The 12235-nt window shown below is 36.2% G+C and carries 10 protein-coding genes and 1 rRNA gene; all 11 read left to right on the forward strand.

The genetic code is table 11. The features are described from left to right. Positions 1 to 71 precede the first annotated feature (71 nt). The 11 genes from rrf to gltX all read left to right on the forward strand — a co-directional run bounded on the left by rrf (position 72) and on the right by gltX (position 12036). Positions 72 to 188: ribosomal RNA gene (gene rrf, locus I5776_RS00510) — 5S ribosomal RNA — on the forward strand. Between the two features lie 466 nt (positions 189 to 654). Next, entirely contained in the window at positions 655 to 1116 is a 462-nt protein-coding gene (locus tag I5776_RS00515) for a CtsR family transcriptional regulator (RefSeq protein ID WP_202778524.1), read from the forward strand. Between the two features lie 17 nt (positions 1117 to 1133). Next, positions 1134 to 1682, forward strand: coding sequence for a protein-arginine kinase activator protein McsA (gene mcsA / locus I5776_RS00520; RefSeq protein WP_202778525.1), 549 nt, complete (start codon positions 1134 to 1136; stop codon positions 1680 to 1682). After that, the gene (gene mcsB / locus I5776_RS00525) at positions 1679 to 2752 is read left to right on the forward strand and encodes a protein-arginine kinase McsB (protein WP_202778526.1); all 1074 of its coding nucleotides are present in this window, start codon (positions 1679 to 1681) and stop codon (positions 2750 to 2752) included. The genes mcsA and mcsB overlap by 4 nt, the downstream gene beginning before the upstream one ends. Before the next feature lie 12 nt (positions 2753 to 2764). Further along, positions 2765 to 5206, forward strand: coding sequence for an ATP-dependent protease ATP-binding subunit ClpC (clpC, locus tag I5776_RS00530; RefSeq protein ID WP_202778527.1), 2442 nt, complete (start codon positions 2765 to 2767; stop codon positions 5204 to 5206). Positions 5207 to 5447: 241 nt separating this feature from the next. Beyond that, on the forward strand, positions 5448 to 6824 hold the full coding sequence (gene radA, locus I5776_RS00535) for a DNA repair protein RadA (RefSeq protein ID WP_202778528.1): 1377 nt from the start codon (positions 5448 to 5450) through the stop codon (positions 6822 to 6824). Between the two features lie 4 nt (positions 6825 to 6828). Continuing rightward, positions 6829 to 7902: a DNA integrity scanning diadenylate cyclase DisA gene (gene disA, locus I5776_RS00540; RefSeq protein ID WP_202778529.1), complete on the forward strand. Its 1074-nt coding sequence runs from the start codon at positions 6829 to 6831 to the stop codon at positions 7900 to 7902. A 145-nt stretch (positions 7903 to 8047) separates the two neighbouring features. Continuing rightward, positions 8048 to 9142 carry a PIN/TRAM domain-containing protein gene (locus tag I5776_RS00545; RefSeq protein ID WP_202778530.1) on the forward strand — a complete coding sequence of 365 codons (1095 nt, stop codon included), beginning with the start codon at positions 8048 to 8050 and terminating at the stop codon, positions 9140 to 9142. A 17-nt stretch (positions 9143 to 9159) separates the two neighbouring features. Beyond that, positions 9160 to 9849: a 2-C-methyl-D-erythritol 4-phosphate cytidylyltransferase gene (gene ispD, locus I5776_RS00550; RefSeq protein WP_202778531.1), complete on the forward strand. Its 690-nt coding sequence runs from the start codon at positions 9160 to 9162 to the stop codon at positions 9847 to 9849. Between the two features lie 132 nt (positions 9850 to 9981). Then, the gene (gene ispF, locus I5776_RS00555) at positions 9982 to 10458 is read left to right on the forward strand and encodes a 2-C-methyl-D-erythritol 2,4-cyclodiphosphate synthase (RefSeq protein WP_202778532.1); all 477 of its coding nucleotides are present in this window, start codon (positions 9982 to 9984) and stop codon (positions 10456 to 10458) included. Between the two features lie 120 nt (positions 10459 to 10578). Beyond that, positions 10579 to 12036, forward strand: a complete 1458-nt coding sequence (gene gltX, locus I5776_RS00560) for a glutamate--tRNA ligase (RefSeq protein WP_202778533.1) — start codon at positions 10579 to 10581, stop codon at positions 12034 to 12036. Positions 12037 to 12235: the final 199 nt, after the last annotated feature.

A 12235-nucleotide genomic window follows, 5' to 3' on the forward strand; every position in this document is an offset into this window, starting at 1 on the left:
TGATTCAATGTTATTACGAAGTATTTCTCATCTATCTAGTTTTGAGGGAACAAACCCTAAAATTTTTATAGTCTGGTAATTATGGCGAGAAGGTCACACCCGTTCCCATCCCGAACACGGAAGTTAAGCTTCTCAGCGCCGATGGTAGTTGGGGGCTCTCCCCCTGCAAGAGTAGGACGTTGCCAGGCAAATGAAACACGGAGTGTATGCTCCGTGTTTTTTTGTTTTTATATATAAAAAGCAATAAAAAGACAGTCCCTGATAAAACAATTTGCAAAAATAAAAAGACCAATAAAAAAAGACTACAAATCAATCGAACAAGTAAAAGGACCAATCAAAAAAAGATAGAAACCAATCAAAAAAGGTCAGAAACGAATTAAATAAAGAGCAACCGATCAAAATAATTAACAAACCAATTATGAAAAGCTCAAAACCAATCAAAAAAACAGAAAGACCATTCAAAACTCCTCCCGCTAAAGTTTATCGCACCTTAGTAAGAGTGCCCTTCCACTATTATTTAGTATTTCAGTTTTAATCTTCATCTTCTTGGCAAAACTATTTTTAATAAACATTCTAATTGCATTTTTTTTACTAATTCATGTATAATTAAAGTCAAATATAGTCAAAGTCAACTCGGAGGAGGAGGTGGACTTGATGAAAAACATATCAGATATAATTGAAGGTTATTTAAAACAAGTTTTAGAAATGAATGGCAGTGAAATTGTTGAAATTAAAAGAAGTGAAGTGGCTGATAAATTTCAATGTGTACCCTCACAAATTAACTACGTAATCAATACAAGATTTACTATAGAAAGAGGTTATTTAGTTGAGAGTAAAAGAGGTGGTGGAGGGTATATTCGAATTATAAAAGTAAGACCACATGACCAGGCACATTTAATTGACCATTTATTGCGATTAGTAAAAACAAGAATATCTCAAGCAAATGCAGAAGATGTCATTATGCGTTTAGTGGAAGAAGAGGTTATTACCGAAAGGGAAGCTAAAATTATGCTAAGTGTGATGGACCGATCAGTCCTATATATTGATCTTCCAGAAAGAGATCAACTTAGATCACGAATGCTAAGCGCAATGTTGATGTCATTGAAATATAAATAATTGTAGAGGTGAATGTAATGATCTGTCAGGAATGTAATGAAAGACCGGCAACCCTACATTTCACCAAAATCATTAATGGAGAAAAGACTGAAATCCATTATTGTGATAAGTGTGCTCAGGAAAAAGGTGAAATGTTTATGTTCGAAGGAGAACCAGGATTTTCGATTAATAATATTTTAGCTGGGCTATTGAATTTTGACCCGGTGTTCCAACAGGCAAAGCAGGAAACAATTCAAAAAAATGAAATCCTGCAATGTCCAAATTGTAAAATGACTTTTAAACAGTTTGTAAATATTGGTCGCTTTGGATGTGCTCATTGTTATGATGCTTTTAGCGGGCGTTTAGAACCAATCATTAAAAGACTGCATGTTGGAAATCTTGAACATCACGGAAAGCTTCCTAAAAGAATAGGGGGAACAGTTCATATAAAAAGACAGATACAGCAATTGAAACTTGATTTACAACATGCAATAAAAAGTGAGGAATTTGAAAAAGCTGCAGAAATTCGAGATCAAGTTCGTGCTTTGGAGAGCTCACTTCTCAATGAAGGGAGTGAAACTTCATGAGCCTGGAAAGGTTTGTTAACCAAGCTGTAAGTGCATGGATGAATTTAGAAGGACCTAATTCTGATATAGTATTAAGTTCTAGAGTACGCTTAGCGAGGAATTTTAAACAATTTAATTTTCCAACCTTGTTTAGTAACGAGGAGGCAAGGGAAATAATTGCTAAAGTAGAGACTGCTTTACAATCCGAGTCATTTCATGAAAATAATATGGAATTACTAAGAATGGACGATTTACAAACCTTACAGAAAAAGGTTTTGGTTGAAAAACATCTTATCAGTCCGAATTTAGCAGATGAATCATCACATGGTGCTGTTATTTTAACAAGCGAAGAGGATGTAAGCATCATGATTAATGAAGAGGATCATATTCGAATTCAATGCTTATTTCCGGGCCTGCAATTGAAGGAGGCACTCGAAAAGGCAAGCAAAATCGATGATTTAATGGAGGAACATATTGATTATGCTTTTAGCGAAAAGTTAGGGTATCTTACAAGTTGTCCGACTAATGTAGGTACTGGTCTGAGGGCATCGGTTATGGTTCATTTACCCGGCTTGGTTTTAACTCAACAGATGAATCGAATTATTCCAGCAATTAGCCAATTAGGTTTGGTTGTTAGAGGAATTTACGGAGAAGGAAGCGAAGCATTAGGAAACATCTTTCAAATATCAAATCAAATTACCCTTGGTAAAACAGAAATTGATATTGTAGAAGATTTGATGAGTGTGGTGCAGCAAATAATAGCACAAGAAAGGTCAGCTAGAGAAGCATTGATTAAAACCTCAAACATACAATTAGAAGATAAAGTATATCGTTCCTTCGGAGTATTATCAAATAGTCGAATTATTGAGTCTAAAGAGGCGGCGCAGTGCTTATCTGATGTACGTTTAGGAATAGATACAGGATATATAAAAAATGTATCTAAAAATATACTTAATGAATTAATGATATTAACTCAACCTGGTTTTTTACAACAATATGCAGGTGGACCTCTTCGTCCCCATGAAAGAGACATACGTCGGGCAACGCTAATTCGAGAGCGATTAAAACTTGAAGAAGTAAATAATGGCTAGGAGGAGATCGTAATGATGTTTGGACGATTTACTGAAAGGGCTCAAAAAGTATTGGCGCTATCACAGGAAGAAGCAATACGGTTAAAACATAATAATATTGGCACAGAACATATTCTTCTTGGTTTAGTTCAAGAAGGTGAAGGGATTGCGGCAAAAGCATTGTATGGACTTGGATTGAGTCCAGAAAAAATTCAAATTGAGGTTGAAAATTTAATTGGTAAAGGGCAGGATTCCGGACAAACGGTTCATTATACCCCTCGAGCCAAAAAGGTAATTGAACTATCAATGGATGAAGCTAGAAAATTAGGTCATTCATATGTTGGCACAGAGCATATACTGCTTGGTCTTATTCGTGAAGGAGAAGGCGTTGCTGCAAGAGTTTTAAATAATTTAGGAGTTAGCTTGAATAAAGCAAGACAACAAGTCCTTCAGCTCTTGGGAAGTAATGAAGCAGGAAGTCATCAGGGAGGAAGCACTGCAAATGCAAATACACCGACCTTGGATAGTCTTGCACGTGATTTAACAGCGATAGCAAGGGAAGAGACGTTAGATCCTGTCATTGGTCGGAGCAAGGAAATTCAACGAGTTATTGAAGTTCTTAGCAGACGTACAAAAAACAATCCTGTGTTAATTGGTGAACCTGGTGTGGGTAAAACTGCTATTGCAGAAGGACTCGCTCAACAAATTGTTAATAACGAAGTACCCGAAACACTTCGTGATAAAAGAGTCATGACGCTGGATATGGGTACTGTAGTAGCAGGTACAAAATATCGGGGGGAATTCGAAGACCGTTTAAAAAAGGTGATGGATGAGATCCGCCAAGCGGGCAATATCATTCTGTTTATTGATGAGCTTCATACTCTCATTGGAGCTGGTGGTGCAGAAGGTGCAATCGATGCTTCAAATATTTTGAAACCATCTTTAGCAAGAGGAGAATTACAATGTATTGGTGCCACAACCTTAGATGAGTACCGTAAATACATCGAGAAGGATGCCGCTTTAGAACGGAGATTCCAGCCAATCCAAGTAGATGAACCTTCAACTGATGAGTCTATACAAATTTTAAAAGGGTTAAGGGATCGTTATGAAGCTCATCATCGTGTGTCGATTACAGACGAGGCGATAGAAGCTGCGGTGAAGTTATCTGATCGTTATATTTCTGACCGATTTTTACCGGATAAAGCTATCGATTTAATTGATGAAGCAGGGTCAAAAGTGCGATTACGCTCCTATACGACACCACCTAACTTAAAGGAATTAGAGATTAATTTGGAGGAAATAAGGAAAGAAAAAGATGCTGCGGTACAAAGTCAGGAATTTGAAAAGGCAGCCTCACTAAGAGATTCTGAGCAACGACTTCGAGAAAAATTAGAAGAAACAAAGAAATCGTGGAAAGAAAAACAGGGTCAAGAAAATAGTGAAGTAACAGTCGAAGATATTGCAACAGTTGTATCTAACTGGACTGGTGTACCTGTATCTAAATTAGCACAGACTGAAACGGAAAAATTATTAAAACTAGAAGAAATTTTACATTCACGAGTCATTGGTCAAGAGGAAGCAGTGAAAGCTGTTTCTAAAGCTGTTCGTCGTGCGAGAGCAGGGTTGAAAGATCCAAAACGGCCAATAGGCTCATTTGTATTCCTTGGTCCAACTGGAGTTGGTAAAACTGAGTTAGCCAGAGCATTGGCAGAGGCGATGTTTGGTGATGAAGATTCAATGATTCGTATCGATATGTCTGAATACATGGAGAAACATTCTACATCAAGACTTGTGGGGTCTCCTCCCGGATATGTTGGATACGAAGAGGGTGGACAATTAACTGAAAAAGTACGCCGTAAACCATATTCTGTTATTTTACTTGATGAGATTGAGAAAGCACATCCGGATGTGTTTAATATACTTTTACAAGTGTTAGAGGATGGACGTTTAACAGACTCAAAAGGACGCACGGTCGACTTTAGGAATACAGTGCTTATCATGACTTCAAATGTAGGTGCAGAATCTTTAAAAAGGAACAAATATGTTGGGTTTAACATTCAAGATGGAAATCAGGATTATAAAGATATGAAAGGTAAAGTAATGGATGAACTTAAAAGAGCCTTTCGTCCTGAGTTTTTAAACCGTATTGATGAAATTATTGTTTTCCATGCACTCGAAAAAGAGCATTTAAGAAATATCGTTTCATTATTATCTGATCAATTAGTTAAGCGATTAAAGGAAAAAGATATAGAATTGGAACTAACTGCAGCAGCAAAGGAAAAGATAGCGGAGGAAGGTTACGATCCAGAATATGGAGCTCGACCATTAAAAAGAGCTATTCAGAAGCATGTTGAGGATCGTTTGTCCGAAGAGCTGTTAAAAGGAGTTATACTTGAAGGCCAAAAGGTAATTATTGACGTACAAGAAGGGGAATTTATCGTTAGACCATCTGAAGTAACCGAAACAATTATATAATAATAGTAGTACATGAAAATCGTTGAAAATAAGCAAGTTCCATTTTTTGTAATGGAACTTGCTAATAAATGAAACTAAATGCATGATGTATTCGTCTATAAGCATAATAACTTTTTTGTAAAAGAAATTAGATAAGTGCATGAATAGTAAGTTTCAATAAAGACGCTTCGCATGTGCTTTTTTATTAGTGATGGGAATTACTATGCCAGAAAAGCATAGATATATAGAGAGGAAGTAAAATATGGCAAAAAAGACAACAAAATTTATTTGCCAGTCATGCGGGTACGAATCTGCAAAATGGATGGGAAGATGTCCGGGATGTAATGAATGGAACAAAATGGTGGAGGAAGTTGAAATAACTGGTAAACCTCGAAAAGGAGCATTTTTGCATTCTCCTGGAGGTGGTTTAGCAAAAGCAACTCCTATAACTTCGATTGTCTCTGAGCAAGAAGAAAGAGTCCTTACTGAATTAAAAGAGCTTAATAGAGTATTGGGCGGGGGAGTGGTTCCAGGATCACTTGTATTAATTGGCGGAGACCCTGGAATTGGAAAGTCTACACTTCTTCTTCAAGTATCATCTCAATTATCTAAACATAGTCACAAGGTATTATATATATCAGGTGAGGAATCCGTTAAACAAACAAAACTCCGTGCGGATCGTCTTGATATTTCATCAGAAACTCTTTATGTATTTTCCGAAACCAATCTTGAAGCGATTCATCAAACCATTCAAGAAATTACTCCGCAATTTGTTGTAATTGATTCCATCCAAACAATTTATCATCCAGAGGTAACTTCTGCACCCGGCAGTGTCTCGCAGGTTAGAGAGTGTACAGCTGAATTAATGAGAATTGCAAAAACAAAAGGTATTGCAATTTTTATTGTTGGGCATGTTACGAAAGAGGGATCAATTGCTGGTCCAAGACTTTTAGAGCATATGGTAGATTCAGTGCTTTACTTTGAAGGTGAGCGCCACCATTCATATCGAATATTAAGGGCGGTTAAAAACCGATTCGGTTCTACAAATGAAATGGCAATTTTTGAAATGAAGGAGTTTGGACTTACAGAAGTAAATAATCCTTCGGAAATCTTTTTGGAGGAACGGTCGAAGGGAGCATCTGGGTCAACTGTGGTTGCCTCAATGGAAGGAACGAGGCCGGTTCTCGTAGAAATTCAGGCCCTTATATCCCCTTCTATATATGGAATGCCAAGGAGAATGGGAACGGGCATAGATCATAATCGTGTGACATTATTGATGGCTGTATTAGAAAAAAGAGTTGGGTTATTATTGCAAAACCATGATGCTTATTTAAAAGTTGCTGGGGGAATAAAGTTAGATGAGCCGGCGATTGACCTAGGAATTATTATTAGTATTGCATCCAGCTTCCGTGATCAGCCAACTAATGCGGATGATTGTATAGTCGGAGAGGTTGGTCTTACGGGAGAAGTAAGACGAGTTTCTCGAATTGAACAACGTGTTCAGGAGGCAGCAAAATTAGGGTTTAGTAGAATCATTTTGCCAAAAAATAATCTTGGCGGATGGAAAATACCTCAAGGAATACAAGTAATAGGAGTTTCAACTGTTCAGGAAGCATTACAACATGCACTAGGAGGATGACTGAATGGATGAAAAAAAGCTTCAACAAAAATCCATGTCTGAAATCTTACAGTTAATTGCCCCCGGTACACCGATACGTGAAGGAATAGATAATGTTTTGCGTGCAAACACAGGTGGATTGATCGTTCTTGGATATAATGATCGTATAAAAACCATTGTTGATGGTGGATTTACGATTAACTGTGTGTTTAGTCCCAGTTATTTATATGAACTAGCTAAAATGGATGGTGCCATAATTTTAAATGAATCGGGAAATAAAATATTAATTGCAAATGCTCAGCTTGCACCGGATTCGTCTATATCCTCCTCAGAAACTGGAATGCGGCATAGAACCGCTGAAAGGGTTGCAAAGCAAACAAAGTCTTTAGTTATCGCCATTTCACAAAGACGTAATGTCATTACGTTATATCAAGGGAATTTTCGCTACGCTTTAAAGGATATTGGCGTAATATTAACGAAAGCTAATCAAGCAATTCAAACGTTAGAAAAGTATAAGATGGTTTTAGACCAGAGCATCGCGAATTTGTCGGTATTAGAATTTGAAGAATTAGTTACTTACGGTGATTTATTACAAGTACTACATCGAGTAGAAATGGTTATTAGAATAAAAAAGGAGTTAATAACCTATTTAAATGAATTAGGATCAGAAGGTAGACTAGTTCGTCTGCAGATGAAGGAATTGTTAACTGATATTGAAGAAGAAGCGATGCTCATTATTCGCGACTATGCATATGTAAATCAATTAAAACCAATTGAAATGCTACTACGTTTTCAAGATTTAGTTAGTTCAGAGGTATTAGATGATAATGTCATTATGAAATTACTTGGTTTTAACAACTATATTCATCCAGATGATCATGTATGTCCTAGAGGATATAGAGTGTTGAATAAAATACCAAGGCTACCTATATCCATTATAGAGAATCTCATTAATCAATTTAATACTTTGCCTAATGTTTTAAAGGCAACCGTCGATGACCTTGATGATGTGGAGGGAATTGGCGAGGTAAGAGCAAGGAAAATTAAAGAAGGTTTAAAATTGATTAAAGAACAAACATTCGCTGATCGTCAATTGTAGAAACTACGAGGAGTTAATATTAAATGTGTATAAAATTTTATCAATATAACGAAACCATGTCTAAAAGATTACATTCTAAAAATATTCATGAATCAAACGTTTTAAACTTTAGAAATTGTTTATAATGAATAAAGGAGGTGAAGAAATGTTAAAACGTATTGTTCAAGCTTGTTTTATTATCATTGGTGGGACACTTGGGATATTTCTTTTGCCCGAGCTTCTGAAACTATTGAATTTATCCCATCAAGTTGCGATTAATAATCCATATGTTACAGCTATTTTGGGCGCTATTATCTTTTATTTTATTTCTTTTTGGGCTGTAGATTATGTTGTGGGTTTTGTAAAGTGGTTTGAAGATTCAATTGTTAAAGCTCCAATTACGGAAATCATATCCGGAAGTCTTGGTTTAATTTTTGGTCTTTTTGTCGCATATTTATTCGGAATTCCTTTTAATCATATGGAGATTCCAATTTTAAATACAGTCATTCCGATCCTATTAACATTACTTCTTGGGTATGTAGGTTTTCAGGTAGGTTTTAAAAAGCGTGAAGAACTTATGAGTTTATTTACCATTCCTACACGTCAAAAAAAGAAAAGTTCAATTGAGTCAGAAGAAGAAGTCAAGGAATCAAAATCATTGAAACTTTTAGATACAAGTGTCATTATAGATGGGAGAATTGCAGATATATGTCAAACGGGGTTCCTTGATGGAATCATAGTTATTCCCCAATTTGTGTTAGAAGAGTTGCAGCATATAGCAGATTCATCTGATGCGCTTAAGAGAAATCGAGGTCGCCGTGGATTAGATATTTTAAAACGTATCCAAAAGGAGCTCCCAATCGAGGTTCAGATTTATGAGGGCGATTTTGAAGATATTCAAGAAGTGGATAGTAAGTTAATCAAGCTTGCAAAGTTAACAAACGGAATTGTTGTTACGAATGATTTCAATCTTAACAAAGTTTGTGATCTTCAAGGTGTACAAGTTTTAAATATTAACGATTTAGCGAATGCAGTAAAGCCGGTAGTTCTTCCAGGAGAAGAGTTAAATGTTCAACTAATTAAGGATGGAAAAGAATATCATCAAGGAATCGCTTATTTAGATGATGGTACGATGATTGTAGTTGAAGAAGGAAGAAACTATATTGGTAAACGAATTGATGTTTTAGTTACAAGTGTATTGCAAACATCAGCGGGAAGAATGATATTCGCTAAGCCGAAGCTATTAGAGAAAGCATTATAATAATAGGAGTATATTATATGGATTATCAGGTAATCATTCCTGCGGCTGGGCAAGGAAAAAGAATGGGTGTAGGGAAAAACAAATTATTGTTGGAATTACAAGAACAGCCAGTCATTCTTCATACGATAAATGTTTTCCTCCATGATCAAAACTGCAAAGGAATTATTTTAGTGATTCAACCTGATGATGAGCGGATATTTAAAGAATTATTAAAAACACGTCCTATGAAAGAGAAAATAAAAACCGTTTATGGTGGTACTGAGAGACAGTTTAGTGTGTACAATGGTCTACAGGCAGTAGAAAATACAGAAATTGTACTTGTCCATGATGGTGCTAGGCCTTTTATTAAATTAAGCGTTATTCATCAATTAGTGGAGAAAGCGCATAGACATGGTGCCGCGATTGCTGCTGTACCTGTAAAAGACACGATTAAAAAGGTCGATCAACACCAAGTAATGGAGACGGTAGAGCGTTCAAGCTTGTGGCAGGTTCAAACTCCACAGGCTTTTCGTTTTTCGATTCTTTTTCGCGCACATCAACAGGCTCATCGAGAAAACTTCCTTGGAACGGATGAATCTTCCCTTGTGGAACGACTAGGTTATTCAGTCAATGTCGTCACTGGAGATTATGATAATATTAAGTTAACAACTCCAGAGGATCTTTATTTTGCCGAAGCTATATTAAAGAAAAGGTCTGTTATGAAATAATAAATACAATTTAAAGAAAAGCCTTTGCTAAAGTTCAATGTTGAAATTGATGCCATGTCGATGGGAACAAAAATCAATAACCAAGCTTAACATAGCAAAAGAAAAAACAGAATAAAAGGAGAATACTTGCAGATGTTTCGAATAGGTCAAGGATATGATGTCCATCAATTAGTTGAAGGAAGACCACTTATTATCGGAGGAGTCCACATACCTTATGAAAAGGGGTTATTAGGTCACTCCGACGCGGATGTATTATTACACACAGTTGCCGATGCGAGTTTAGGTGCCATTGGTGAAGGCGATATAGGAAGGCATTTTCCGGATACAGACCCTCTGTTCAAAGACGCTGATTCAGCCGTACTTTTAAAGCATGTATGGAAGTTAGTTAAACAAAAGGGATATTGTTTGGGAAATATTGATTGTACAATTATTGCTCAACAACCTAAAATGGCTCCATATATAGAAGAAATTCGCCAAAGAATTGCAGAGCTTTTAGAAGGTGAAATTGAGCAAGTCAATGTAAAAGCTACAACAACTGAAAAATTAGGGTTTACTGGAAGAGGAGAAGGGATTGCCGCAATGGCGGTCATTCTTTTGGAACAAAAATAAGTGGGAAATATTTCGCGATGATTTAAATAAAGTTTCAAGAGGTTCCTTTTAACTTACATGAGCTGGTGATAAAATAAACCAGTATATAAAAAAAGAAATATCATTTAGGAGGAAAAATTCATGTCAGCCGATATACGTGTTCGATATGCACCAAGTCCAACTGGCCATTTACATATAGGAAATGCCAGAACGGCTCTTTTTAATTACTTGTTTGCTCGCAGTCAAGGGGGAAAGTTTATTATCCGAATTGAGGATACCGACCAAAAGCGAAATATTGCAGGTGGAGAGGAAAGTCAGCTGAAATATTTAAAATGGTTAGGAATCGATTGGGATGAGAGCGTCGATAAAGAAGGTGAATATGCACCATATCGTCAATCTGAACGTAGAACTATTTATCAAAAGTATTACAATGATTTACTCGAAAGAGATTTAGCTTATAAGTGCTACTGTACTGAAGAGGAATTAGAAGCTGAACGCGAAGAACAACTCGCTCGTGGAGAAACTCCGAAATACTCACGCAAATGCCGTCATTTATCTAAAGAAGAGCAAGAGCGACTTGAAAATGAAGGCAGGAAACCAAGTATTCGCTTTGCTGTTCCAGAAGGACGTGTCTATTCTTTTAAGGATATGGTGAAAGACGAAGTATCCTTTGAAGCAGATGGCTTTGGTGATTTCGTTATTATTAAAAAGGACGGAATTCCAACCTACAATTTTGCGGTAGCTGTGGATGATCATTTAATGGAAATATCCCATGTTCTTCGTGGAGATGACCATATTACAAATACGCCGAAGCAATTAATGATTTATGAAGCATTTGGTTGGGAGCCACCGGTGTTTGGACATATGACATTAATCGTAAACGAAAGTCGTAAAAAGCTTAGTAAACGTGATGAAAGCATTATACAATTTATTGAGCAATACGAAGAACTTGGTTATTTGCCGGAAGCATTATTCAATTTTATTGCTTTATTAGGCTGGTCTCCACAAGGTGAGGAAGAATTATTTACAAAAGAAGAGTTTATCAAGATTTTTGATGCCGAACGGTTATCTAAATCTCCTGCTTTGTTTGACAAACAAAAGCTTACGTGGATGAATAATCAATATGTAAAAAAGCTTGACTTAGATCGTGCTGTAGAAATTTCACTTCCACATCTTATTAAAGCTAAACTAGTAAGTGAGAAATTATCGGATCAAGAATATAATTGGGTTCAGCATTTAATTGCGCTATACCAAGACCAAATGAGTTATGGTGCTGAAATAGTAGAGCTATCGAAGTTGTTTTTTGCTGATACTATTGAGTACGATGAGGAAGCAAAAGAAATTCTCGGTGAAGAACAAGTACCTGAAGTACTATCAGCTTTTTTAAATGAGGTTAATGGAATAGAAGAATTTAAAGCTGAAGAAATACAAAAATCCATTAAAAGTGTTCAAAAGTCGACTGGCCATAAAGGAAAAAAACTATTTATGCCAATTAGGGTAGCGGTAACTGGGCAAGCTCATGGACCTGATTTACCAAAGGCGATTGAACTTTTAGGCAAGGAAAAAATTATTAAGCGACTTGATGCTCTTATTGGTTAACATTTTTAAGAAAATGTAATATAGTAAGATTAATAAATGAGAGTTAATGAAAATTATATAGATTAAAGTGTGGAAGAGGAGAAGTAAAAAAACGATTGCTTCAAAATGAATTTCCCTGTGTGAACTTCATTGAAAGAGAGAACCATCACCGGCTGAAAGTGGTTTAAGCCTCTCGTTATTTGAAATGCACCTCTGAATC

It is taken from the genome of Heyndrickxia vini, assembly GCF_016772275.1.
Taxonomy (GTDB): Bacteria; Bacillota; Bacilli; order Bacillales; family Bacillaceae_C; genus Heyndrickxia; species Heyndrickxia vini.

Bases quoted from the DNA above. Each gene is read 5' to 3' on its own strand.
- I5776_RS00515 (WP_202778524.1), top strand. From the start codon at position 655: ATGAAAAACATATCAGATATAATTGAAGGTTATTTAAAACAAGTTTTA.
- mcsA (WP_202778525.1), top strand. From the start codon at position 1,134: ATGATCTGTCAGGAATGTAATGAAAGACCGGCAACCCTACATTTCACC.
- mcsB (WP_202778526.1), top strand. From the start codon at position 1,679: ATGAGCCTGGAAAGGTTTGTTAACCAAGCTGTAAGTGCATGGATGAAT.
- clpC (WP_202778527.1), top strand. From the start codon at position 2,765: ATGATGTTTGGACGATTTACTGAAAGGGCTCAAAAAGTATTGGCGCTA.
- radA (WP_202778528.1), top strand. From the start codon at position 5,448: ATGGCAAAAAAGACAACAAAATTTATTTGCCAGTCATGCGGGTACGAA.
- disA (WP_202778529.1), top strand. From the start codon at position 6,829: ATGGATGAAAAAAAGCTTCAACAAAAATCCATGTCTGAAATCTTACAG.
- I5776_RS00545 (WP_202778530.1), top strand. From the start codon at position 8,048: ATGTTAAAACGTATTGTTCAAGCTTGTTTTATTATCATTGGTGGGACA.
- ispD (WP_202778531.1), top strand. From the start codon at position 9,160: ATGGATTATCAGGTAATCATTCCTGCGGCTGGGCAAGGAAAAAGAATG.
- ispF (WP_202778532.1), top strand. From the start codon at position 9,982: ATGTTTCGAATAGGTCAAGGATATGATGTCCATCAATTAGTTGAAGGA.
- gltX (WP_202778533.1), top strand. From the start codon at position 10,579: ATGTCAGCCGATATACGTGTTCGATATGCACCAAGTCCAACTGGCCAT.